This window comes from Aliikangiella maris (assembly GCF_040719265.1).
Lineage (GTDB): Bacteria > Pseudomonadota > Gammaproteobacteria > Enterobacterales > Kangiellaceae > Aliikangiella > Aliikangiella maris.
Genome location: NZ_JBFDAH010000009.1, coordinates 35,251 through 60,972, shown reverse-complemented (window position 1 = coordinate 60,972; position 25,722 = coordinate 35,251). Strand labels below are relative to the sequence as shown.

The 25,722-nt window shown below is 37.9% G+C and carries 21 protein-coding genes; 7 read left to right on the top strand and 14 right to left on the bottom strand.

All coding sequences use genetic code 11. The features are described from left to right. Positions 1-12 precede the first annotated feature (12 nt). Positions 13-1,389, bottom strand: a complete 1,377-nt coding sequence (gene glmU, locus ABVT42_RS10345) for a bifunctional UDP-N-acetylglucosamine diphosphorylase/glucosamine-1-phosphate N-acetyltransferase GlmU (protein ID WP_353897046.1) — start codon at positions 1,387-1,389, stop codon at positions 13-15. Positions 1,390-1,570: 181 nt separating this feature from the next. On the opposite strand from glmU, the gene ABVT42_RS10340 reads away from it, so the two are divergent. After that, a complete protein-coding gene (locus ABVT42_RS10340; RefSeq protein WP_353897047.1) occupies positions 1,571-2,656 on the top strand; it encodes a sensor histidine kinase in 1,086 nt (361 codons plus the stop codon). Between the two features lie 6 nt (positions 2,657-2,662). Beyond that, positions 2,663-3,436: a LytR/AlgR family response regulator transcription factor gene (locus tag ABVT42_RS10335; protein ID WP_353897048.1), complete on the top strand. Its 774-nt coding sequence runs from the start codon at positions 2,663-2,665 to the stop codon at positions 3,434-3,436. A 125-nt stretch (positions 3,437-3,561) separates the two neighbouring features. Here the strand turns inward: ABVT42_RS10335 and ABVT42_RS10330 are convergent, their stop codons facing one another. Continuing rightward, positions 3,562-6,477 carry a TonB-dependent receptor domain-containing protein gene (locus ABVT42_RS10330; protein ID WP_353897049.1) on the bottom strand — a complete coding sequence of 972 codons (2,916 nt, stop codon included), beginning with the start codon at positions 6,475-6,477 and terminating at the stop codon, positions 3,562-3,564. A 612-nt stretch (positions 6,478-7,089) separates the two neighbouring features. Between ABVT42_RS10330 and ABVT42_RS10325 the strand changes: the two genes are divergently transcribed. Next, complete coding sequence (locus ABVT42_RS10325) at positions 7,090-7,947, top strand: hypothetical protein (protein WP_353897050.1); 858 nt, start codon at positions 7,090-7,092, stop codon at positions 7,945-7,947. 184 nt (positions 7,948-8,131) lie between these two features. Here ABVT42_RS10325 and ABVT42_RS10320 read toward each other — a convergent pair whose 3' ends face one another. Genes ABVT42_RS10320 through ABVT42_RS10295 form a run of 6 tightly spaced genes read right to left on the bottom strand, consistent with a single transcriptional unit; the run spans position 8,132 to position 13,361 of the window. After that, on the bottom strand, positions 8,132-8,791 hold the full coding sequence (locus ABVT42_RS10320; protein ID WP_353897051.1) for a hypothetical protein: 660 nt from the start codon (positions 8,789-8,791) through the stop codon (positions 8,132-8,134). Positions 8,792-8,806: 15 nt separating this feature from the next. Next, positions 8,807-9,403, bottom strand: coding sequence for an HD domain-containing protein (locus ABVT42_RS10315; protein WP_353897052.1), 597 nt, complete (start codon positions 9,401-9,403; stop codon positions 8,807-8,809). 31 nt (positions 9,404-9,434) lie between these two features. Continuing rightward, positions 9,435-10,730, bottom strand: coding sequence for an NnrS family protein (locus ABVT42_RS10310; protein WP_353897053.1), 1,296 nt, complete (start codon positions 10,728-10,730; stop codon positions 9,435-9,437). Further along, on the bottom strand, positions 10,717-11,481 hold the full coding sequence (locus tag ABVT42_RS10305; protein WP_353897054.1) for an ABC transporter ATP-binding protein: 765 nt from the start codon (positions 11,479-11,481) through the stop codon (positions 10,717-10,719). The genes ABVT42_RS10310 and ABVT42_RS10305 overlap by 14 nt, the downstream gene beginning before the upstream one ends. Positions 11,482-11,496: 15 nt before the next feature. Then, a complete protein-coding gene (locus tag ABVT42_RS10300; RefSeq protein WP_353897055.1) occupies positions 11,497-12,279 on the bottom strand; it encodes an ABC transporter permease in 783 nt (260 codons plus the stop codon). Next, on the bottom strand, positions 12,276-13,361 hold the full coding sequence (locus ABVT42_RS10295; protein ID WP_353897056.1) for an ABC transporter substrate-binding protein: 1,086 nt from the start codon (positions 13,359-13,361) through the stop codon (positions 12,276-12,278). Before ABVT42_RS10295 ends, ABVT42_RS10300 begins: the two co-directional genes overlap by 4 nt. A 710-nt stretch (positions 13,362-14,071) precedes the next feature. Here ABVT42_RS10295 and ABVT42_RS10290 point away from each other — a divergent pair. Beyond that, positions 14,072-14,548 carry a GNAT family N-acetyltransferase gene (locus ABVT42_RS10290; RefSeq protein ID WP_353897057.1) on the top strand — a complete coding sequence of 159 codons (477 nt, stop codon included), beginning with the start codon at positions 14,072-14,074 and terminating at the stop codon, positions 14,546-14,548. A gap of 99 nt (positions 14,549-14,647) precedes the next feature. Here the strand turns inward: ABVT42_RS10290 and ABVT42_RS10285 are convergent, their stop codons facing one another. From ABVT42_RS10285 to ABVT42_RS10270, 4 genes are all read right to left on the bottom strand, one after another. Then, positions 14,648-15,229 (bottom strand): heme-binding beta-barrel domain-containing protein, encoded by a 582-nt coding sequence (locus ABVT42_RS10285; RefSeq protein WP_353897058.1) that lies wholly within the window; start codon positions 15,227-15,229, stop codon positions 14,648-14,650. A gap of 163 nt (positions 15,230-15,392) precedes the next feature. After that, positions 15,393-16,274, bottom strand: a complete 882-nt coding sequence (locus ABVT42_RS10280) for an HvfC/BufC N-terminal domain-containing protein (RefSeq protein WP_353897059.1) — start codon at positions 16,272-16,274, stop codon at positions 15,393-15,395. 115 nt (positions 16,275-16,389) lie between these two features. Beyond that, complete coding sequence (bufB, locus tag ABVT42_RS10275) at positions 16,390-17,328, bottom strand: MNIO family bufferin maturase (protein ID WP_353897060.1); 939 nt, start codon at positions 17,326-17,328, stop codon at positions 16,390-16,392. A 76-nt stretch (positions 17,329-17,404) separates the two neighbouring features. Next, positions 17,405-19,522 (bottom strand): ferritin-like domain-containing protein, encoded by a 2,118-nt coding sequence (locus ABVT42_RS10270; protein WP_353897061.1) that lies wholly within the window; start codon positions 19,520-19,522, stop codon positions 17,405-17,407. A gap of 510 nt (positions 19,523-20,032) precedes the next feature. Here ABVT42_RS10270 and ABVT42_RS10265 point away from each other — a divergent pair. The 3 genes from ABVT42_RS10265 to ABVT42_RS10255 all read left to right on the top strand — a co-directional run bounded on the left by ABVT42_RS10265 (position 20,033) and on the right by ABVT42_RS10255 (position 23,898). Continuing rightward, positions 20,033-20,971: an SPFH domain-containing protein gene (locus tag ABVT42_RS10265; protein WP_417281480.1), complete on the top strand. Its 939-nt coding sequence runs from the start codon at positions 20,033-20,035 to the stop codon at positions 20,969-20,971. Between the two features lie 63 nt (positions 20,972-21,034). Next, positions 21,035-21,505: an NfeD family protein gene (locus ABVT42_RS10260; protein WP_353897063.1), complete on the top strand. Its 471-nt coding sequence runs from the start codon at positions 21,035-21,037 to the stop codon at positions 21,503-21,505. 299 nt (positions 21,506-21,804) lie between these two features. Continuing rightward, positions 21,805-23,898, top strand: coding sequence for a S8 family peptidase (locus tag ABVT42_RS10255; protein WP_353897064.1), 2,094 nt, complete (start codon positions 21,805-21,807; stop codon positions 23,896-23,898). 185 nt (positions 23,899-24,083) lie between these two features. On the opposite strand, the gene ABVT42_RS10250 is transcribed toward ABVT42_RS10255, so the two are convergent. Further along, a complete protein-coding gene (locus ABVT42_RS10250; RefSeq protein ID WP_353897065.1) occupies positions 24,084-24,620 on the bottom strand; it encodes a methyltransferase family protein in 537 nt (178 codons plus the stop codon). Between the two features lie 145 nt (positions 24,621-24,765). After that, positions 24,766-25,689, bottom strand: a complete 924-nt coding sequence (locus ABVT42_RS10245; RefSeq protein ID WP_353897066.1) for a glutaminase — start codon at positions 25,687-25,689, stop codon at positions 24,766-24,768. Positions 25,690-25,722 lie beyond the last annotated feature (33 nt).

Sequence of the window (25,722 nt, the reverse complement as noted above, 5' to 3'; positions counted from 1 at the left end):
TTTACCTCGTCACTAATTCTTCTTTGTTGGACGTTTCCAACCAATTTTTTCAGTTTGTTTTACACGAGAAATGCAAAGTGCATTATCACTAACATCACTGGTCACTGTCGTTCCAGCGCCAACAGTTGCATTTTTGCCGACTTTAACGGGTGCGACTAATTGGGTATCTGAACCAATAAATGCACCATCTTCAATAATAGTCTGAAATTTGTTCACACCATCATAATTACAAGTAATCGTTCCTGCCCCAATATTTACCGACTTGCCGACAGTGCAATCACCAACATAGGCTAAATGGCTGGCTTTTGAGCCTTCACCTAAGGTTGTCTTTTTCATTTCAACAAAGTTACCAACATGTGCGTTATCGCATAAGTGAGTGCCAGGTCTAAGACGCGCAAATGGCCCTACATTGCAGTTTTTATCAACAATGGACTCTTCAACCACACTATTGGCTTTAATCACTGAATTGGCCCCAATAGTACAATCTTTCAAGCAAACATTTGGTCCAATATAAGCCCCTTGTTTAAGCACAACACGGCCTTCAATAACGCAGTTAACGTCAATCACAACGTCTGCCTCACAAGATAACGTGCCTCTTAAATCAAATCGGGTTGGATCACGAAAAGTTACGCCACCATCCATCAACATTTCAGCCATACGCATTTGCCAGACTCGCTCTAACTCAGCCAGTTGGCGTAATGTATTGATACCTTCGACCTCATAATTTTCAATTGGTTGCGCCGTTGTTACTTGATGACCATCTTCAACCGCCATCGCAATAATATCGGTCAAATAATACTCTCCCTGAGCATTATCATTCGATAGTCGCCCAACCCAATCGGCCAATTGTGATGAGTTACAACACAAGATCCCAGTATTAACTTCATTAATTTGATGCTGCTCAGGTGTTGCATCTTTGTGCTCAACAATGCCTGTAACCTGACCATCATCACCGCGAGTAATTCGTCCATAACCGGTTGGAGCATCTAAATAACAGGTCATCAACGCAATACCTTTAGGATCAGCCAAATGAATTTCAGCTAATTGGGCCAGCGTATCGTGATGAATCAGCGGCACATCACCATATAAAATCAGGGTAGGCGTGTTCTCTTTAAGCCCATCGATGGCAACTTGCACCGCATGGCCAGTTCCTAACTGCTCAGTTTGTTCAACAAAGCTCAACTGTATGTGGTTACCATTCACCGTATTTTTAACTTCATCACCACCGTGACCAATCACCAGATGACAATGATTAGCTCCCATCAAATGACAACTATCGATAACATGTTGTACCAGCGGTTTGCCAGCCAGTTGATGAAGAACTTTTGGAAGACGAGACTTCATCCGGCTGCCTTTACCAGCAGCAAGAATTATGACTTGAATGTCCATTCTATGAAGTTTCCCACGTTTGTGAAATATAAGGTGGATATTCTACTCACAATCCCTATTGAATTAAACCTTTCTAGTACACAAGTCACATAAAGTCATTAATCTATTAAATGATTTCAATTACCGCTGTACTGGTTTAAGTTAGCTTTTATAACCCCCGTCTTTTCGCTATTCTTGCCCTATGAAGACACTCAATTTTAATACCAGAGCATTAATCGCTTGTTTCGCGGTTTGGCTCGTATTTATAACGATGGCGCTAATTGCCACTATTTTAGACGCCAATCGGTCTGGAACTGATCCAGAAATTGCACACAAAATAGTCAGCTATTTAATCAGTTTTGTCCCCTGGATGCTGATTACACCGATTTTTTATTGGCTCTTACAGCGAGCGCAAGAGAAAAAAACACTGTCGATATTAGCCACTTCGAGCCTGTTATTTATTGTTTGGTCTCCCTTTACCATACTCATCGAAACAATTTCTTATCGGTATATGCGCCAGGCATTTGATAAAACCTTGTTAGAAGTTTTTTTATCTCTTCCCTTATTTGTCTGGGTGTTTTGTGTTTTACTGTTTAGCGCGGTTTTGGGGGCTTGTTTGGCGGTCTTATATTATCGTCGTTACAATGCTAACCGCCTTGAGGCATTACGGGCAAAACAAACTAATATCGAGCTAGAACTACAGTTAAGCGAATTTCGTATACAATCATTATTGTCTCAGCTAGAACCTCACTTTCTCTTTAATGCATTAAACTCAATTGCCAGTCTGGTTAGAATTTCAGATAAAAAGCAAGCACTCAGTGCAATTAGCCGACTGAGTGATCTATTACGCTATGCTTTAGAAGCCAGCAGCCAAAAATTAGTCAACTTTGAAAATGAGCTTGAGTTTGTTAAAGATTATCTGTCGCTACAATCTCTTAGATTTGAAGACAAATTGGCAATTAACATTATTGACAATAGAGCAATTAAAAATCAGGAATGTCCCCCATTTTTATTGCAAACTTTTGTTGAAAATGCAATTAAACACGGTCTTGAGGCACAAGGTCAACAAATGGTATTAACCATTGAAATATCAGCAACCGCCAAAGATCTTTCGCTGAAGGTAGCAAATACTCATCAACCAGCAGAGCATTCTGAATCTGGGTTTGGTATTGGATTAACCAATCTTAAAGCACGATTAGATATTTTATATCAACAAGACATTGCCTTTAAAACTCACCAAGACGCTCAGCAATATCAAGTAGCACTCACTTTGCCAGTTCAAGGATAGCCAGTAATGACGAATAAGCCAAAACTTCGAGCATTGATTGTCGATGACGAAAGTCTAGCCAGAACCAATATCCGTTATTCACTTCAAGAATTCGATCACTGGCAGGTTGTCGGAGAAGTCAATCGAGGCGATCAAGTGATACAAAGCGTCCAAACCAATACCCCCGATGTTGTATTTTTAGATATCAAAATGCCGGGACTCGATGGGTTAACTGTATGTCAGCAATTACAGTCGCTGGATTCGCCCCCTTTTATCGTGTTTGTAACCGCTTACGATGTTCACGCTGTTGAGGCTTTTGAACTATGTGCACTCGATTATTTGCTTAAACCTTTTGATGATGTTCGCTTTCATAAAACGATTCAAAGAGTCGAACAGCTCATGTTTAACAATCAGCAACAAACTCAGCAAGTCGCACAATTAAAAGCCGTAGCTGACGATCACTTAAAAAAATTGGATACACTGATTGTACGCTCGGTAGGACGTATTCAATTAATTGATGTCGATAAAATCAATTGGCTATCTACGGCAGGTAATTACGTCGAGTTACACTTAGATGATCAGGTCATTCTACACAGGGTTAGTTTAAGTCACCTTGAAAAACATTTGCCAGTGAATGATTTTATTCGCGTTCATCGAACAGCAATGATACGCCTGTCACTGGTTAGCGAATTTTTAACGCTGGCAGATGGTCAATATGCCGCTGTATTAAAAACAGGTGATAAAGTTAATGTCAGTCAAACTTACAAAGAAAAATTATTGTTGCAGTTGGGGATAGAATAAACACTTTATCATTTTAAAAGTACAACATCTAACCGAGTAACCATCGATTTAATATTCGATAAAACTTATGAGAAAGCAAACAAAGTAGAACTCTGCTTGCTCTCAATTGAAAACACAGTTTATTACTATAGATCCATAGTAACATTCATTACATAAGTTCGACCTATCACGTCAGCCGCACCATTTCTTCCCGAGAAAAAACCGGTTACTCTTGGCGGTTCTTCATCAGTTAAATTACGAACACCAAATGACAAAGTCGTAGAACTTGATAGCGCATAATAGCCATTTAAGTCAAATCGATAGAGCGTGTCAACTTCGCCATTCCCATTAGGATAGGCTTCATCATAATTGACAGGATTACCTGAATTGTCAACTGTATTCAAATCTGGATCAGCCAGCGAAGATCCTCGAAATATGGTATTAAGATTAACGCCCCAATGATCCGCATTGTAGCTCGCAGTAAAAGTACCGGCCCACTCAGGATTATCATAATCTCCAGCTTGAATGGTGATAACATCATCATCGTTAATGGTATTTTCCTCAAGCTTGGTGGTGATTAAGCGTAGCCCAAAGCTACCAGGCATATCTTCAAATAATTTTGCGGCCTCAAAACGATATTCCAGACTGATATCAAACCCTTCCAGATCAACCTCACCAATATTAACCTGACCACCATCAACTTTAATAATAGCGTTATCACTGGCTCGCCGAGTAATTGCACCACAAGCACTATTTTCCAGTCCAGGAGAGTCGTAACAATCGATTAAAATATTTGCCACTTGTTTGGTATCAATTTTATTTGTCAATTTAATTTGCCACCAATCTATAGACATATTTAGTCCAGGTACAGCAGTGGGCGTTATTACAAAACCCGCAGTAATTGTATCAGCTTCCTCAGGTTCAAGTTCTGCATTACCTCCTGCGAGTGTTGCACGGGTAGCACCACTCAATGGATCAGTAAAGTCTTCACCCACATCCTCAGCACAGTTTGCGGCTCGGACAGCAGGATTAGAACCACGAACTACATTTTGGTTATCACAGGGATCCTGAATAATATTAAAAATTGTATTTCCAGGATTAAATAATTCATAAACACTCGGCGCTCGAATACTGGTTGAACTGGTTACCCTAAATGCTAAATCTTCAATTGGTCTGAAATCCAAAGTAGCAGACCAAGCATCAACACTGCCAACTGTACTGTAATCTGATGAGCGATAAGCCGCACCAATTTCTAGCATATCAACAATTGGTAGGTTAATTTCAGTAAATACTTCAGAGACATCTAATTTTGATTCTGGTACCGGATTATTTTCACCGGCTAATAAAATAATACCGCCTCGCTCCGCGGGATCAGGATTAAATAAAATCGTATCTTCACGGTACTCTGCACCCAAAACTACACTCGCACTTCCACCGGGCAACTCAAATACTTCACCAGTAATATAGCCAGAAAAAATTGATTGGGTGTTAAGCTGACTCTGTGTAGTTATAGCAGTCACCCAATCAATAGCCGCTTGATCGGTATTTTCACCCAAAACACGTAGCGGTAAACAACCCTCATCAACCATTGTTCTACACTCCGGACCGTCTGCACCAAGTACAACATCGTAGGCAGCGTATAATCGATCTCGGTAGGCAAAACCTGCACCGCCTACTGTACTGGACTTTGACTCACCATGTTGAACTGATACATCCCAATCCCAGTCACCAAAGAATCCATTTAAACCAAAGATTGCGGTATAAGTTGTTCGCTCATTAAACTGCTGTCGTGTTCCTAAATCTGTGGTTGTTCGAAAAACCAGTTGTCCCGTAGCAGGTGATAACTCAGTAATTCCACGAGCATCCATATAAGCATTGACAGAATCCGTATTAAAAGGGTTGTCTCTGTAAACCGTTACAGCATCTGGTAAATAATTTGGTTGAAAATCCCCATCGCTACTGGTTGAAGCTATTTGTAAACTGGAATAGAAAGAAAGATTTTCATCAATTTCATAATTTAAATTTAGAAAAGAGTTAACAACTTGCTGCTTACTTCTAAGTTGAAATATATAATCACCAAAAGAAAATCCTGGACCACCTTCGCGTACTTCACCTCTAGATCCGTATTGCGGCAATTCATTTAATACTAATTCACCATTAGCATTCATATAATAAGTTTCTATTGCACCATTTATTGGATTAAAAGAAGTAACACCGCCCGTTTCTGGATACCAGCTAATCGTTGTATCTCTAAGAATTAAAACATCTGGAACACCATCATAAGTACTTTGATTTGCTGGGTTAGCAACAGTGCTAATATATCCCGTACCAGTCGTAAAGTCTCGCTGAGTTTGCAATAACCTCTCTGAATTAGAAAAATTTAAACCGCCAGATATATTACCTTTACCACCGCCAAATTCACCGCCCATTGCGAGTGACATTGATTGAGTTTCAGCACCACCATGTTCAGGAATACTACCTCCCAAACTGATCTGGAATCCCTGGTAATCAGTTTTAAGCGTTACGTTAATCACACCAGCAATAGCATCTGAACCATATATAGCTGAGGCACCGCCAGTTAATATTTCAACTTTCTCAACCATTGCGACTGGTATATTTGATAGATCTACCGAAGTTTGTGAAAGGCTCGAAGGAACCATTCTTTTACCATTGATCAAGACTAATGTTCTTCCTGAACCCATTGAACGTAAATTAGCAAATGATGCGCCGGTTTCTGTACCTGAAGTTCCATTATTACCGAGATTAGTTCCAATTCCTAGCTGCGGCAATTCATTAAGCGCGTCTTCAATATTGGTATATCCGGTTTGCTTTAATGTGGCAGCATCAACAGTAATAATTGGACTGGCTGAATCAAAATCTTCCCGCTTAATCCGGGAGCCCACAATAATAATGTTATTTTCTGCTTCGCTAGCTTCAGTATTTCCTTCTTCCAGTTCAGCAGAAAAGACTGTTGGAACAGTCATCATTGAACTTGAAACACCCGCCAACAATACAGCTCGAACAGCACTATACATCAACCCATATCGATTTTTTGATTTCACAATTAATCCTCCCGAGAAAGATTTGTTATTAAATTTTTATAATAATTATTTAGACCGTACTAGGAATAACACTATCAAAAATTTTTTCTCATAAAATAAAAATAGTTTTTCTATTTTTTTTGTGAAATTGAATTTATATTGATATTTCTTGATTGAAAAAATATGCCGTAGCGCCAATAATGTTTTTGATGTAAATAAATACTGACTTTCGGATTAGCGCTTATTGCTACTAGGTATAAGTATTTAACGTTGAATTTGATTTTTACCTGTTTTTTAAGGCAAATAAGTTGAATATTTATAAGTATTTATTTTTCTAATAGCAAAGTTAAATTATTAATTGCTTTGTAAAAAGCACATTAACTAAATTTATTCCAAAGTCACCAAACAATTAATAATAAAAAATAATTAAATTATATTTCCCTAGCGGAACATCAAACTTAACCAGCCTCTACAATGAGTTTAATATTCTCATTAAACATACCAATCGCTTTTATTTTATTAGTTGATTTTCAAACACTGTTTCATATTTCGAAAAAGGCTTTATAATAACTTTTGCGTTATTAGCGCACTCGTAATATTATTTTTTCCTCTATAAAGGAACAGGGATTATCAATGAACAGATATAAACTTAAAGCTTTTAGTGTTGCCTCTTTATTTATTGGCTGCTTATCAAATATTAATGCCACTACTCCAGAGTATTGGTCTTCCATGCCATACTTTTGCAAATCGGGTGCAGTCTTTGAAGGAAGTGCATCGGCTAATATTACTCCTGAAGAATGTAATGGAAGTTGTGATGTAGACTACGATTTTGATGTAGATTTTTTAGCGGCAGTCTCTCATCAGCGACTATTAATCAATGGCTCTCACAGAATCAAAGGAGATGGTGCATACTATGTGTCTAGAAATGATGATATTTATTTTTATGATTCTTTAGGGGGGTACAGAGGGTTCGATAAATCAAATTCCGAAGGTAATGCTTATCTCACTTACACTTTTACTGACAGTCGAAATCATAGTTCAGGTCCAGGACAAATCTGGGTCATGAAAGATATTAGTTCTTCAACTCCCATGTGCTCGAAAAAAGAAGTTCTTTTTCAAAATGCACCCCAAATCAATAATCGTTCACAACCATATTCACCATCAGATAATGTAGCGACGGTTAATGTAGAATGGATTATTGATCAATACGCAACCGCACCCAATACCGCAAATATCTATTCAAAGATTTCAGTAATCGCCACAAAAGTAGAAAATCGTTATGCAACAAAAAAGGAAGTTACCATTACATCTTTAACTGGAAACCGGAGTATTAATCTTTATACCCCAACGACGGGACTCCATGAAATTCTCGTGAGAATTAACGATGGAAAGTATGAAGCCGAAAAGTACTTAGGCACAATTTATATTAGTGGTATATCGAGTGGAGGAGATGACTGTTTTGGCACCCACTGTAATAGTGGAGGCTTTTAATTAAATATTATTTAATAATTTAACTTAATTTAGCACTTCGACTTAAATAGATAGGGTTTTCATTTTTAATTTAAAATGCTAACCCTATAATTCACATATAGGAGTTTATACCTATCTAACCAACAAAGTTCTCTAGCACTTATTGTGATCGCACGCCTGCATGAGCGGCAGCCATTGCATTATGCTAACGATTATTTTTCTGCGAAACCTTTTCAAACATATGACCACCAATAGCAGTGTTAATATCAGCCAGTACGAGTTGATTGAGTTTCTCTAAAGCGACATATGAGGGAAGGCAATTGCTGCAATTAAGTAATGCACTAGCCGAATTTGTAGTCACTGAATATTTTTTATCAAGCAAAATTTCGCTATCATCTTGTAATATATAGTGCGCTTCAATTTCTAATGGCCAGCCATCTTCACCTTGGTAAACTTTTAAGAAGGTAACTTTTAAAAATGTTTGATAGTTTTCATTTTCTGGTTCATCACCCACATATTCTGAGCTTAGAAAAACCTTATTTTCATTAAATATTTTTTCCAAACTTTTACCATGCATAAAACGCAGTCCACGGCTAATATTTGACGCTGTTTCTTCTGATGTCTTTTCTTTTGGTACAGTAACAAATACATTCCCTGCCATCATCATTGTTGTTTGTCGTGCTTTATAGCTACTACCACCTAATGTATAAATTTTAATGGCCTTTTCAAGCTTTCCAGAAAGTTTATACTTCGCATCTGGCATAAACTTTGTCGGCCCAGAAGCACACCCAACCAAAGTAATAAGAAGCATGATGATTAACGATAGAATTAGCAAACTTTGTATTTTATTTATTGATATTAACATTTTATAAGATCTACTTTAATTCAGCTTCTCGATAGCACTTAATAAATTCTTTCTCGCAATATCTTCATATTTTTGTTGAAAGATTGCAGTATTGTAAATATTTTCTCGTTGTAAAAAATTTTTGAGTATTTCACGGCGTTTACGCTTATAAATAAACAAAGGGACACGTTTATACTCTTTTCTTACATTATCTTCAAACTGTTGATAGACTTTTTCGGGTGCACCTAAAATACCAAGGTCAATATCAATCATCCACTGCTCATCAACCTTCATGATTTCGGCGGTATTTTGTGTATCATGTAGTGTCACCATAATTAAAGATTCAACTTTTTTTATTCGCTGATAATCCACTTGATTATCTTGTAAAAACTGAACAGCCCAATCAGCACTGTCTCTCTCATTTGTTGAAGAGAAGGGGGCGTAGACAGCATCATGAAACCACAGCGCAAGTTCAACCAACTCAGGATTTTCAATCAGGGATTGAACCTTATCTAAATGTTGAAGCGTTGCGGCAATATGTGAAAAATTATGATAATAACGATGTTTTTCGTTATATGCTTTAATAATATCGTTAAATACATCTTGATTCGCGGGCAATTGTAAAGCACTCATTAATTTCTGCCAGCGTATTAAATTATCTTCATTAATCATTGCGTCTTCTTGGGTGTGTCACTTTAGATTCTGTTAACATGGATTCTGTTAACATGGATTCTGATAACTTGAACTCTGTTAACTTTGGTTCTGTCAAAAAATTGAAAAATGTTAGCAAATAGATAATAAATGCAGCACCCCAAATTAATGCTGAATAAAAGTACAAGTTGGCTGACAACTCCGGCCACCAAGCGATACCCACACGCATCATGGTCGCAACCAAAATACAAAGCGCCCCTAAAATAGTCCCACTATTAATTGCTAATGGTCTGCCAGTATGCAAAGTTGTAACAATCGACATTATTACAAAAAATGATAAGCCAAAGACACCGGTCGTTAAAAAATGTCTGAAATGATTAACTGCTTGCAGTTGATGGCTAAGATGGTCGTATCCCATAAAAAAGTATCCGCAAGCCATTAATACGAAAATTATTGTTAATAAAACAACGTGAGGTGATCTAAACAAATTCACATCATCTATCACAAAATCATTGAGTAGATTTAAGATTGAAGCACCAACCGCAAAACCTAACCAACCTAAAATGCTATTAAAAGGTAGCAAGTATTCAACAATAGAATAAAGGGCAATTAAAAAAACACTAATCGAATATGCAGGAATACGCACAACAAATGCGCTGACAATTTGTTGTTGTTGCAACCAACGATTCACTACGCCCATATTCACGCGAAGCAAAACTAGCGTAATCAGTATCATTACCATACCTAAAGATAATTGGCTGATCGCTAGAAAATCGATGTCTAACCAATCAGTTAATGACAGGTAAAACAGCACTTGTACGCCGACAATACTTAAAAAACTCAATAGCAAAGAAACATGACGACGATTAAAATCACTAATTATCGGTTGCGCGATAAAGTAAATCACAACACAAGTAAATAATAAATTAACAAGGGCAACGAAAGTTACACCGAGCCAATCAATCATCCAAAATGCAAAACGACAACCTAACCAGAATAAAAATAGATAGTATAATTTTTTCCCAACAACCGGCTTAGTTCCGGTTATAAATTCAGGAATAGCAGTAAGAATAAAACCAGCCATGCCAGCAGAACCAATACCAAAAAGCATTTCATAAATATGCCAGACTAGTATATTTTCAAAGATAGCGGTTTGCCAAAACCCCGACCAGACCAGTGCCCATAGTACAATCGACAACACTAGATAAATCGGTATAAAGATAAAAAATGGACGAAAAGCTTCTACATATACGGCAGATCGATAATCGAAACAATCACGCCACGGTTGAATCGAGCTAATTGCAAGCATGTTCTTTCCTGATAACAAGTTCAAATGAGCGCATAATGGCAGGATGGTTGAGTAACTTTGCTGTCTCTTGGTAGACAAACTCATCATCACGTTTGAGTTGGTTCAGTGGAATTGAAAACTGCTGTGTCACCTCTCCAGGGCTTCCTGAAATGACATAGATTCGATGACTCATTAAAACCGCTTCCATTAAATCATGAGTAATAAAAAAAGCAGACAAACGTTGTTGGCAAACTTGCTCAATCAAAATTTGTTGCAGTTCTCTTTTTAATCCAATATCCAGGGCAGAAAAAGGTTCATCTAAAAACAGTAAATCTGGTTGTGTAATTAACGCACGAGCAAAAGAAACCCGTTGTCGCATACCACCACTTAAGTCTTGTGGAAACTTTTTTAAATCTTGCATTGTTAGATTAAAGCGCTCAGCAATTGCAGTGGCTTTAAGCTGTCTCTCGTCACGACCTATACCTTGAGCTTTAAGTCCAAAAGCAATATTATCGAGAGCAGTTTGCCATGGTAACAATCGTGCATCTTGAAAGGCAAAAGAGCAGGAGTGAAACGTATTGATAATCGCGGAATTTGCTGTTTTAACTAATCCGGCACAAATTCTCAATAAAGTCGTTTTACCACACCCACTCGGCCCGACAATCGAAATCACTTCGCCTTTATTCAAAGAAATATTAATATTTTTTAAAACTTGATTGGGTCCAAAGCTGTAATTTAAATCTTTGGTTTGTAAAATATTCAGCTTTTCCACGAAGGTTTTATTCCTTTATTTACGCCATTGTTCAACTTCACGCTTGATAGGCTCAAGTAATAAATATTCTACAACCAGCAAAGAGCCAACCATAATAACAACCAGTGCAAGCGCAGTGACCGTGTCCAGTTGTGTTCTTGCAACCGCTAAAGCCGCGCCAACACCATTATTTGTTGATAATAATTCAGCCATTACAACAATTTTCCAGCTTTGCCCAAGCGCGGTAATCCAGGAAGGAAACAGATAAGAAAATAAATGCGGAAAATAGACATCGGTTAACATCATCCAGCGTGATGCATTAAAACTTTGTGCCATTTCTCGCAAGTCATTATCAAGTGTACGAGTTCCCTGTAAGGCACCGATAAATACTAATGGAAACGCAGCCACGACTATTGTAAATATTACGCTGGTATCACTCATACCAAACCAAATCATTGATAATATTATCCAAGCTATAGGCGGCATTCCCATAAAAATTGTCATCAGAGGTCGCGTCATCATTGATGTAGTCACAAATAATCCGGCGACCATGCCAATAACAGAACCAAACCCTACCACAATAACCCAGCTTAAAATGGCCCGCTTAAAAGTTAATTGAATATCTTGCCAAGTATCTCCTTGCTGAAACATTTGCCAAAGCGCAATAAATGAGTCTTTAGGTGCTGGCAGAACAAGTTGCCCATAACTCTGGTGAGCATAGTCCCAAAGCGCAATCAGTAAAAAGATACTCGAAAGTGCACCCCAGCCACTCCAGAGGTAGCGAGGCACTCCTCGCATAATATTAATCAGTGCTTTCATTGGGCTAACTGAGAAACCTGATTTTGAATGGCCTTGGTCGAATAATAAAAAGCATCATCTGGCATTTTACCACCAATTAAAGCGGGTTTGTTGTCATATAACAGCTGATAAAAATACTGTAGCTCAGGTTTAGCCTTTAGTGCTTCAACCGCATTTAATCGACTAACAGGAATTGAATCCATTACCGCATCTGCGGTGAGCATTTCGATTTCTGGTGCAACCATTTCACCAGCCAACTTGGGAAATGTTTGACACCATTGCAATGCTTTTTGATATTCTTCATTGAAACGTTGAATAACTTTATCGGATAATTTGTTATTAATGACTGCTATACCAGCTTGTGGAATTTGTGGCGCACGCTTAAGCAGTCTGGCCCACTCTTGTTGTAAATCAACACTACGATAAAGATCTGGCGCAACAGTACTTAATGGAAAAGTTTGTACTTTGCGCAGCGCCATTGAAACAGCCGGCTCAGCCAACAGCGCATGATCAATACGTCGAGTTACCAACAATTGCATTGCATCAAATGGCGAAGCGACGTATTTGAGTTTGAAATCTTTTTCAGGTTCTAATCCTGAGGCTTTACTCAGTGTATTGAAAATAATATCAGGCATATCTCCGCGAAAGGGAATGGCAATTTCTTTACCTTTAAAGTCACTCAGTTTGGTGAGATCTTTTTCTCGAGAAATCATCCAAAGCATTCCCCAGACAGAAACATTCAGCAGCTTTAAATCAACACCTTTATTGTATAAATTAGCCGCCACATTAGTTGGCATTGCCATTAAGTCTACGTCTCCCTGCAAAGTTAAAGCTCGCATTTGATCAGGATTTTTCCAGACTTTAAACTCTACCTGTTTAGCAACATCACTTAGCGCATGACTTTTAATCATCTTAATAAAGGGATGAGAAACAGATACTATTGGACCAGATAAAACCAGCTTTTCCAAACGCGGTTGTTTAACGCTTTCTTCAACCGCATTTACAATAGGATGAAAAGTCAGACAGCACAAAACAATCCAAAATAGTTTAAAGTTATTTTGCCGGCTAATGACTTGATTGGGCATGGGTTGTTTTAAAGACATATTATTAAACTCCTTCTTATTCCTTAACACCAAAATAAGCACAGTTAATTCGGATTTAAGTCATTTCTGTAGTAAAAGAATCTATTCGCTCGATAATTTTAATTATCGATTTTATCCCTAAATTAAAAAGTGTTATTAAACGATACTTAAATTGCGCTGTTTGATTGGTCAATTTACTCTTGTTTCAGATAAATTTTATCTGATAATTCAATTTGAATACAGATAACACTGTCGCCAAATTGAGATTGTTATTTAGAAAGACCATTAAAAAATTGGTAATTTTAGTCACATTAATTATGTAACAAGTTTGCCAGATAAATATTAACAAACTGTTTTTTAACCCATTCAATGATCAATGGCAGCGACTTTTATCGCAAATTTTTAAACCAATACTAACAGCAAACAAATGATAATCATTATTATTTAGGTAAATCAAGTATTATTCTTAAGTTAAAGTTAAAGAATAAATAGAAGTTGATATTGATCACCTTTTGATCGACATTTTATATTGCTTACAGATACCAATTTAATTTGAATCAAACCAACGAATTAGATTTAAATAACCACTTTGTTTATATTTTTGTCACTTTTACCCATAATAAATTTATGGAATATTACCTGACATGTTTATTTTCAATTAGTCTTTTTGTGCGGGTTTACATACACTCAGCTTATTTATTACAACTACTTAATCGATGAAACATAAATTGATGATACCTACAAATTTTACGATACGCTCGGCAGTGATAGAAGATCTCCCCATTTTGCTTACTTTCGAACAAGGCATTATTGCTGCTGAGCGACCTTTCGATCCTTGTCTAAAAGAATCGCCAATTAGCTATTATGATATTGGGGAAATGATTCGTGCTGAAGATTCAGAAGTACTGGTTGCAGAAAATGCTGGAGAAATTATCGCATCTGGATACGCAAAAGTCTTGCAAGCAAAAACTTACTTAAAATATCAACAATTTGCATTTCTTGGTTTTATGTTTGTTAAACCAGCATATCGAGGACAAGGGGTCAATCAATTATTAACCGATGGATTAATTCAATGGAGTCGCAGTAAAGGACTTAAAGAAATTAGATTACAAGTGTATAACGAAAATGCCGGCGCAATTCGTGCTTATGAGAAATCGGGGTTTAGTCGTCATTTAATTGAAATGCGACTAAACCTGGATGAACAGTGACGATAATGATTAATTACAATACCTGTTAGTACTAAACTGAAGTGCCAACCCACAACGCTCAATCATGTTAGTTAGCCGCAATTAACCTGAAAAACCCAATCAAACTCTTGAGAGCTGATTGGTGTCTGTATGTTCAAATTCACGCCCATAAATATCCACCAGAGTTGTTTGCTGATAAGTTAATTGATTTTCGTTGACATTTAATTCTTGTGTAAAACTCAATGTTTTTGCTTTTGTCATTAAAAAAGGAGATTGCGTAAAACCATAATACTCATCGTTAATATTTGCAGTCACGGTCAGCTTGGTGCTTTCATTGATATTTTCATTGGCACTTTCAGTCGTCACTTGGTAGTTACCATGCGCTAAAACCCCCATCCCACGAGGAATAACAAAGTTGTGAATAACACTTTGAGTTGCTTTATCCCAAATCCAGTATCCTGTTTGATTATGAATCATTTTATCATCGCGCTTTCTGAATACTTTTTGATGATAATGAACCGCCACCAATTCCTGTTCTTCAGCATTATCCAGATCTCTGGCTTGCTCAAAATGAATTGTTTCATAATAAGCATTGGTATCGGTGCCATCTTCTTCGGGCGCAACATCGACACCTTTATCGCCTTGCCACTGCCCAATTAAACAAGATAAAGGACCATAATCAATATTTGGATAATTACTCATTGATACTCTCTAAGTTTTTTGAATTAACAGATTTGTTGGCCAAAGCAATTACCTGACACACTATAGTGAGATTAATAAATTTGATATTCACACAATTTTATTTAAGGGTTAACTGGTGGCCAAAAGATTTTAAGATAATAACTAATTTCAAAAATGGTTAACATCATTTATTCGATTCAGCATCAACAATTAATACCTGTGAAATAGCCGTTGGCAACCAAATCATTAACCTTGCTAAAACTTCACTACTAGCAAGGTTTATTTTTTTAGCGGTGAATTGAATCGCTTTGTTAAGTACCGTTGGCTGCTCAATGTATTGCAAAAAATAATATTGCCAATCTTCTAAAGCAATATTCACCAATCGATAGTTTTCACGTGTAATTGCCAGATAGTGAGTTTTTCGTTGAGGTAAAGCATAATCTTTAAGCTGCTCAATTTGTTCGACTAAATGTAAAATTGGATACTCGAGTTTAATTTTTCTAACACAAGGAGCTATTTTAACTGGTTGTTGCTCACTAAACAGTAGCTGCTGATAACTACTAAATGCCTGTGTATCAATTTGTTTACCTTCGAGTCCTTTGGCTAACGCAACTTCTGCTCTGGCACGTTCATATTTTGCTATTTGTGCAGGCAGCTCAATAAATGCCGCTTGCTCTAAATCCAGACAAGAAAAGTTAGGTTGGGTATCTTTTAAAAAGTCACTGAATTTTTCGCCAAGCGAATATAAACTCCAGTTTTCAGATGGAATTGAAACAATATAAGCCTTAGCAAAAGTTTCAAAAATATCTTCGCCCATAAACTGCATTAATAATGGAAATTCACTTTTCAAGCAATCTAACAAGCGCATAACATAACCAGCAGCATAAACATCCAGGCGACGATACGGATTAACACCTGGACGAATCCGAATAGCTTCATTCATCGATAATCCAGTTGCCTGTTTAGCAGCAGTTAGCTTTTCAAACAAGTTACCTCTAACCGTTAATGTTTCGGTCATCCAGTGTTGTATTTGCGCCAGTGCGGCTTTTGATAAATGGCTTTTCATATTGAATTATTCATCATTCGTTATTATTTTTAAGTCTGGTCAGCCAAATCGCTAAGTGACCGCATCTTATGTCATTTCGTCTCTATCATCCTGTTTAGTAAATATCCTTAGATTGTTAAATCACAATAGGGGTCGACACAACTTTGCTAATGGCATCATCAACCATAATTTCAACAGGTTCAGGTGTTTCACCCGACAATACCGCTTTTGCTTTATTCAGTTCAGTTACCAGGTCTACATAGTCTGGAATATTCGCATCCCATTCCAGCAAGGTAGCAACTCCGCCAGTAAGCTGTTGCGCCAATGAATAAAGTGCCCAAACTTCATTGGGTACTGGGTGGTCATGCGTATCTACCAAGCAATCGCCCACATCAGTAGGCCCGGCAATATGTAATTGAACAATATGACGGTGGGGCAGGTTATTAATATACTCTACGGCACAAAAGCCATGATTATGTGCTGACACATAAACATTGTTAACATCTAACAATAGGCCACACTGAGTCTTTTCAACCAGTGCACTTAAAAATTCCCACTCAGTTAACTCACTCTGCTGAAACTCTATATAGGTCGAAGGATTTTCTAAAATAAGTGGTCGCTTTAAAAAGTCCTGAACACTATTCACTCGGCAAGCGACATGCTCAAGTACACTTTCCGTTAACGGTAACGGCAACAAATCATGACTGTTTACGCCGGCAACACCTGTCCAACACAAATGATCAGAAATCCACTCTGGTTTAACAAAGTCTGCGAGTGCTTTAAGCTGTTCCAGATAAGACCAATTGAGTGTTTCATGACTACCGATATTCATAGAAACGCCATGCATGACTACAGGATATTGCTTGGTAATTCTTTGCAAAACATGGCGAGCATATCCGTAATTACTCATAAAGTTCTCACTGATTATTTCAAACCAGTCCACCAGTAAATCATCATGACTCATTAAATAAGGAAAGTGGGGTGTCCTTAACCCCACGCCAAATCCAAGATTTTTCATCGTTAATCGAACTGGCTTTGATTCACTTAAGTGAGATGCGTTTATTCGACAATTCAAACTTTACCCTCTTACTTACCTGATATACTTCCTCAGGTTCTATTACCGTTAAATACATTACTTGATCACAAAACAATCAAGTCGAAGGCGGCATGGCTAATCGAATATCACTAGGCTTAGGCGGCTCTGGAAATTCAACTTCGTTATCTTTCGTCATATTTTCCTCTACTTTAACCAGGCCTTTTGCCATACAGTAGGCTTGCCAGGCAATATCGTAAACTTTATCACCAGGTTTGTATGGCATAGCGTCTTTTTCTCCTTCAGGCCCTTGCCATTTTATTTTGGTGGCCTTGTAATTGGGCGGACCGGCAAATTTATATAATTGCATTTGATATTCGTCGTCATCTTGAATTGGGAATAATTGAGACGCAGAAATGGGTACCGCACACCCACCCAAGCTACCGCAAAGGTTATCAGCGGGCGCACTTTTTAAACCTTTTGCAGCACTTGAACTACAACTGCCACCACCACTAGCGCTCTGTACGAACCCACAGCCACCTTGTGTTTTACATTCATTTGAACCTTTGCAACTATGATAAGTCAGTACATCAGCACAAGTATTATCGCTGTTGCCATATAACGCCATACCTTGGCAAGCATGGTATAAGGTTTCAGAATTTTGCGTGCCAATACCTTGTGTTAAATCGGGTACTTTTCCAGTGACAGCCCAACAAATAGAAACACGATCCCCCGAGCCCCCCATTGCGGGAGAGGGAAACTCCACCATTCTATCCTGCCAATATCGATTCAACTGAGTAGTAATTCCCTTGATTGTACCAACGGCAGACTGACTTAATGTTTGATAGGTTTGTGCTTGTTTATCTGGTGTGTTGAGTCGATTTAACGCATCAGCCACTTCTTGAGTCGATGGTAAATTAGGAGCACCATCTTTGCCTAACATACTCGACTGCCACGGATTTTCTGGATGTTTCTGGTGCCATTTGTCCCAAGTCAAATAGTCAGCATGTTGAATCAGTGCCTGTACTTCACTAAATAAGGCAAAATGATCTTTTGCTGCTCCCTCAATTCTCGCCTGCGCACTGCCAGAAATAGGCGTTGGCTGTCCGTTGTCATCATAGCCTGGATAATCTGCTTTTAACGCAGTAGCACTAGGTTGATATTTTTTAAGCACTTCACCATCTTGAGCATTTGACTCGTTAGCCGCCATTTGTTTTTGCTGTAAAAATCCCTTTGCCCAACCAGGCTCATTATGTCCCCAAATTGTTATGATATTTTGAGCGACTTCCTGACCTTCTCCCTGGCTGGTAATCGCGTCAATATTGTTGATTAATTGCAGTTTAAGTTTGTCTTCATCTATCGATTCATTCAGTGTGGCATCAATTCCCGGGTATTGTGCGCAGGGTCTGGCAGGTGTGTTATTAAATTGATCCCGCTGAACACTGGTTAACCGTGATAATAGTGAAGTACCATCATTATATTGAATTTCAAGATAACTCCAGTAACATAAATACAAGTGACCAATTGAGCCAAATAATGGTAAGTCACTTTCATCCATACTGGCGGTAAACCAATTAAATGGGGCAGGCTCAAAATATTTAAGTCGCGTTCCATAGCCGGGTATTTCAATAACTGGATTATTTAAAAATTCCTCAGCTCTTTCTTGGGTTTCTTCAATGGCCAAAAATAACTCAACCTGTTGCGAATTCATCGCTCTTAACTCAACAGTCAGATGACTTAAATCGGGGGTGTGCTGTTTTTTCCAGTCTGTAAAATCGAGAATATGAGGAATAGTAGTACCACCTTGGTTATAACAGTGCCACCCAAAATTTTCAGTTTGTAGTGCCAAGCTAGTAAATGTTGGCGTAATACCCAGTTTATTTGACATATTAGCCGCTAGTTGTAAGTGCAGCATTTCTTCGACAAAAACACTATAAACTTTATTAAAAACTTGTTGATTAACGGTAAGCTTTTCACCAGCAGAGGGAGCAGAACCTGGCCACCAACGTCCGGTATAAAGTTGACTGTTTTTCGAATTAATTTGATGTGTACCTTGAATGGAATACAGCGCCGTCATGTATAAAGGTATAGTAAATAATTCAACATTAACTGCCGCTTGCGCTATTGCTTGAACGCAAGCCAGATCTGCCGCTAAATGGTCAATACTGCGCCCTTGCGTCTGTGCCAGCGTTACATCCTTAATACGTTTTAATGATTGTTCAACTAACGGTTTCATCAGTTCTCTCCTCGTTAGAACTTATGGACTTTTGTCTTAAAGAATGGCCCGATTGGTCGATTATTATTAAAGTGAAAACTATTATTTTGTTTATTAGCTATTTGTATAAGCTGTTTTCACTAATGTTGTTTAGTCTTTTTCAAGCTATCAAAACTTCAATCATTTCGTGTGATATCAGCAAGTTTCAGAAAGCTGAGATACTCAATAATATTAGATGTTCTCAACGGGATATTTGAACTAATTACAAAAAAATCTCTAGGAGAGGTAGTAGCTATACAAAAGTGCGGCAATAACTATGTATTTTTGATAATTAAAACAGTATCTAACGCCTCAGTAAGTTGATTATTTCAATTAAAAATCATTTCAATCCGATTAAAGTGTTAATTAATATTTATTTGAATTCATTTGTGTTTTACCTCTGGATTTTAATTTATTTTTTGGTGAATTCTGATATTCTGCTACCTTAACCCGTAACAAATTAAGGAATTAATAATGGATATCAATGAACTAATGAACATTATTTTCAACTTCTGGACAGGGCTGGCACTGTTAATCATTATTTTAGTCAAGTCTTCTGTAAAGTTTGTACCACAAAACCGAGCTTATGTTGTTGAACGCTTTGGTAAGTACCAAAAATCAATGACTGCGGGTTTGAATATTTTAATCCCGTTTATTGACAAAGTCGCTTACGATCAATCCTTAAAAGAACATGCTTATGATGTTCCTAGCCAATCAGCCATTACTAAAGATAATATTTCATTAATTGTCGATGGCGTGCTGTATATCAAACTACTTGACCCCTATAAAGCATCTTATGGCGTCGATGACTATGTTTATGCGGTCACTCAGTTAGCACAAACAACAATGCGTAGTGAAATTGGTAAAATTGATTTAGATAAAACCTTTGAAGAACGTGAAAGCTTGAACGTCAATATTGTCAATGCAATTAACGCTGCGTCAGAACCTTGGGGCATTCAGGTTATGCGTTATGAAATAAAAGATATTGAACCGCCACGTACAATTCTCGATGCGATGGAGCGTCAAATGAAAGCCGAGCGCGAGAAGCGCGCCACGATCTTAGAATCAGAAGGACAAAGACAGTCAGCAATTAACGTTGCTGAAGGTGATAAACAAGCGCAAGTTCTTGCCGCAGAAGCGGACAAGGCGGAACAAATTTTAAGAGCGCAAGGTGAAGCAGAAGCCATTATTGCAGTTGCCGATGCAAAAGCCAAAGCACTGGAAACCGTTGGACAAATCGCTAATACCGCAGAAGGACAAAAAGCGATTCAACTCGAACTGGCAGATAAAGCGATTATTGCCAAGGAAAAAATCGCTAAAGAGTCAACGGTTGTTTTATTACCCGATGGTAATAGCAGCCCAGCTAACGTCGTTGCTGAAGCAATGACAATAATTAATACACTAAACGCTAATAAAAATGTCACTTCATAGCGACAACATTTTTAGCGAATAGCAATTGCAATAATTATTAATGTTTTCATTCGGGAGATAAATATGACTGAATACATCACTCAACATATGGCAGAGTTTTGGTTAGTCTTAGGATTTGTGCTATTAGCCATTGAAGTCATCACCGGATTTGTCAGTGGTATATTTTTATTTGCTGGTTTGGGTGGTGTACTGACTGGTGGATTAATGTCATTTGGTATTTTACCGGAAACCTGGATCGCAGGATTCGCTGGTACCGGTATTAACTCGGGATTGCTGACGGTTGCTTTATGGAAACCATTTAAGAAATTACAAAACAATGAGCCCGTCGCCAAAGATAATAGTAGTGATATTATTGGTTATCAATTTGTATTAAAAGAGACCATCTCTTCTACTGATTCTGTTGTAACTTCCTATTCGGGAATCAATTGGCGCGTTGAGATTGATCCGGCATTCAATATTCAATCCATTAATAAAGGACAACGTGTCGAAGTAACCTCTGTTGAAGTTGGCTTATTTAAAGTGAAACCCATCTAGCATATCCAATTCATTACGGTAGCATTTTTAAATTCGGATACGTCAATTGACGTATTCAAACTCATTTTTTATTCACTCAAAAAAAATCACAGGTAATATTAACAATAAAATTATGTGCGCTTTGCACGGTTTTTAATTTGCAAAAAGTTGATTAAGTCAATATTATTTTTCAGGCATCTAGACGGGAACACGTGCAGTATCTACATGCAATTTATAACAAACATATCACTAAAATGATTTGATATATCATCTCTATTTAACAATTAAATGATACGATATAACATAATACAGGTATATATATGAAACTAAAAAGAATAGTCACTACAGTTCTAATTGCTATGGGTTCAAGCTATACACTGGCAAACAATCAATTAGTCAGTGCAGTCACGAACGATCCTCAAAATCAAAGTCAAATCCAACAACAAGGCGAAGGCTTAATTATTAAGTGGAAGGATCAAAGCAACGGCCTAAGTGCTTCAAAAATGATGTCACAACGATCTTCTACGTCGGCAATGAAGGCTTTATCTAACAGCTTGGGCGTAAAATTAACCCATCATCGCTTCAATGCATTTGATGCACAAGTCGTACAAACTGAAAAAAGATTATCGGCAGATGAATTAGAACGTTTAGCTTTTAAATTATCACAAGATCCTAATGTGGAATATGCCGAACCTAATTTAATTATGCATGCGGTTGCCACAGTAAACGACCCTAGCTATTCACAGCAATGGCACTACAACAGCACAAGTGTGGGCATCAATGTTGAACCAGCATGGGACAAATCAAAAGGTCAAGGCGTGACTGTCGCAGTTATCGATACTGGCCATCGTCTGCACCAAGATCTTGCCGACAATATTATTGGTGGTTACGATTTTATATCAAACTCAACAACTGCTCGCGATGGTAATGGCCGTGACTCCGATGCATCTGATGAAGGCGATTGGATTGAAGCAGCGAATGTGTGTGGTAACCCAAGAGCAACCAATTCTTCATGGCACGGTACACACGTAGCGGGTACTATTGCTGCAGAAAGTAATAATGGTGTTGGAGTTGCAGGTATTGCTTATCAGGCTAAATTAGTGACAGCTCGAGTGCTCGGTCGATGTGGTGGTACAATGGCTGACATCGCAGATGCAATCGTTTGGTCTGCTGGCGGCAGTGTCAGTGGCGTACCAACCAACCCTAACCCAGCTAAGGTTCTTAATTTGAGTCTTGGCGGACAAGGCTCTTGCAGTCAAACATCACAAAACGCGGTTAATTCAGCACGCGCTAATGGTGCAGTTGTTGTCGTTGCAGCTGGAAACAGTAATTCCGATGTCCAAAATTTTACACCAGCTAACTGCCCCGGTGTTATTGCGGTTGCTGCAACCAATAAAAATGGGAATCGCGCAAGTTATTCAAATTATGGCTCGCTAATTGACATTGCTGCACCAGGTGGTGAGTCAGGTAATAGTGTAGGGGTTTTATCAACACTTAACACCGGCCGCACAACACCGAGCACCGATAACTATGCCTGGTATGCTGGGACATCAATGGCTTCGCCCCATGTTGCTGGCGTTGCTGCACTGATGTTTGCGGTAAATCCAAACTTAACGCCCACAGAAGTTGAGCAAAAGTTAAAGCAATCAGCACGTCCATTTGGTAGCAGTTCAAGTTGTAATACCAATAATTGTGGTGCAGGCTTGCTGGACGCTCCAGCGGCAGTTAATGCAGCAGATTCAGGAACCACACCCCCACCGCCCCCACCAGGAGGTAGTGAACTGACAAATGGTGTTCCTGTTACGGGGATTTCAGCCAGTACCGGTCAAGAGAAGCTATATACCTTTACAGTTCCAGCAGACGCTTCAAATATTAAAATTCAAACCAGTGGTGGTTCTGGTGATGCCGACCTCTATGTAAAATTTGGATCTCAACCCAGTGATACCGATTATGACTGTCGACCTTACCTGAGTGGAAATAATGAGTCTTGTACTGGATCTCAGGCTGGCGGTACTTATTATGTGAGAGTTAAAGCTTACAGCAGCTTTACCGGGCTTACTTTAACTGGTAGTTATGATGGTGGTACAACTAACCCACCTAATGGCGAACTCATTGATCGCACCATCAATAATGTTTCGGTTGCACAAGGTAGTTGGGCAAGATACACCCAGGAATTACCAGCAGGCTACTCTAGCTTGACTGTTACTATGTCTGGTGGCACTGGCGATGCCGATCTTTATGTACGCAAAGGGAGCCAGTCAACACAAAGCGCTTATGATTGTCGGCCTTATAAAAGTGGGAACGATGAAAGTTGTAGCTTTACTAATCCAGCAGCAGATACCTGGTATATTGATGTGTATGGATATAGTGCAGTATCTGGCGCGTCAATAAACGTTAAAGCGACACCCAATTAGTATTATTGTTTAGTCTTATTTTATCGCTTGAATTAGTAAAAACGTGATACAAAAAAACAAATAATGACGGAGGCTGTTAAGCCTCCGTTTTTCATATTACATGGGACATGGTGGTCCATTAAAAGCAGACGAAGTTATTCGACATATACAAAAACTAAAAAAGCTTTAATCATTTAGTCAGGATTTTAAATCCATTTGCTAACTTGCTTTTTATAATTTAAATATTCCTGCCCAAATTTTTGCTGGAGATAAACTTCTTCTTTATTCACAACAAATCGATCGAGTATCCAAAAGGTTAAAGCCGTCAACAGCACTATCCAAAACTTAATGAAATAAAATCCGATACCCAGTTGAAAAAATAAGAAAGCCAGGTAAATTGGGTTGCGTGAATATCGATAAATACCTTGTGTAATTACTTTGCTGGTTGGCTTCCAAGGTTCAATTGAGGTTTTTAATCGAAAAAAAAGTTGGCTGGCAAATAGTGCGAGTAAACAACCGATACTAAATAACAAAATACCTAGATTGGGTAGCCATTGAAGGTTAATATTAATTGGCCATAAAAACCCTAAACCATAACCACTCAATATGATACAAAAAACTATCAATGGTGGAGGAATAAAAATCGACGGACCTCGGCTATCGGTATCAACTGAATCGTTTTGTTTTTCAGATGTACTATTTTTTAATTTTTCAGTTTGTTTATTTTGTCCACCGTTCATCATCCTGTTACTCCGATTTTTGATGATATCAGTTAGCCATTAATAGCCAGAAATTACCAGAGTAATTTTAGTAAAAAATCATTATTGTATCTATTTATAGAGTGGAACTCCGTAACCTCAACTTAAAATACGCGATTAGAAAACAGTACTAAAAAATAGAGATTTCTGTTTCTGTGGTCATAATCTCCAAAAAATTAATTCCGCGATAAGAATTACCTTTTTTGTTAAGTTTTGGGCTCCAAACAGTCACAACATATTTACCAGGATGAACAGCAACAATACCACCGCCAATTCCACTTTTTCCGGGTAATCCAACACGATAGGCAAACTCACCAGCCTCATCATATAAACCACACATTTGCATAATAGCATTAATTTTTTTAGTTTGGCTTGGTGTGGCAACCGTCAAATTGGTTAACGGGCTGACGCCATTGTTTGCTAAATATAAAAACGTATGCGATAGCTCTTGGCAACTTAAATTAATGGAACAAAGATAAAAGTAAAGTTCTAAAACCTGGCTGATCTTATTTTCAATATTACCAAAGCTCTTCATAAAATTGGCTAGCGCATAGTTACGAAATGCAAATTTTTCTTCTTCCTCTGCTGTCGCTTTACAGTAGTCAATGTTTTCATTACCAGAAATACTTCGAATAAAATTTAACATTTCCTGCTTAGGATTTGATAGCGCTGAAACCAAAATATCGCAAATAACAATTGCACCAGCATTAATAAAAGGATTTCTTGGTATCCCTTTTTCATATTCCAATTGAACCAGTGAATTAAAAGCTGAACCAGATGGTTCAATTCTTACACGTTGCCATATTTTTTCACCAACCAGGTTTAAAGCATATGTGAGCGATAGAACTTTAGAAATACTCTGAATTGAAAATCGATCATTTGCGTCTCCAATAGAGAAATTTTCGCTTTCTATTGTGGTCATATGAATTCCAAATTTTTTGGTATCCACATCAGATAACACCGGAAAAGCCTCAGATGGCTCACCATAATTATCTTTTTTTAATAATCTGGTGTATATGTCGGTAAGCGTATCTTGATAGTTTATATCAACCATATAGAAAGCCTTGTCAATTGAATGAAATGATTT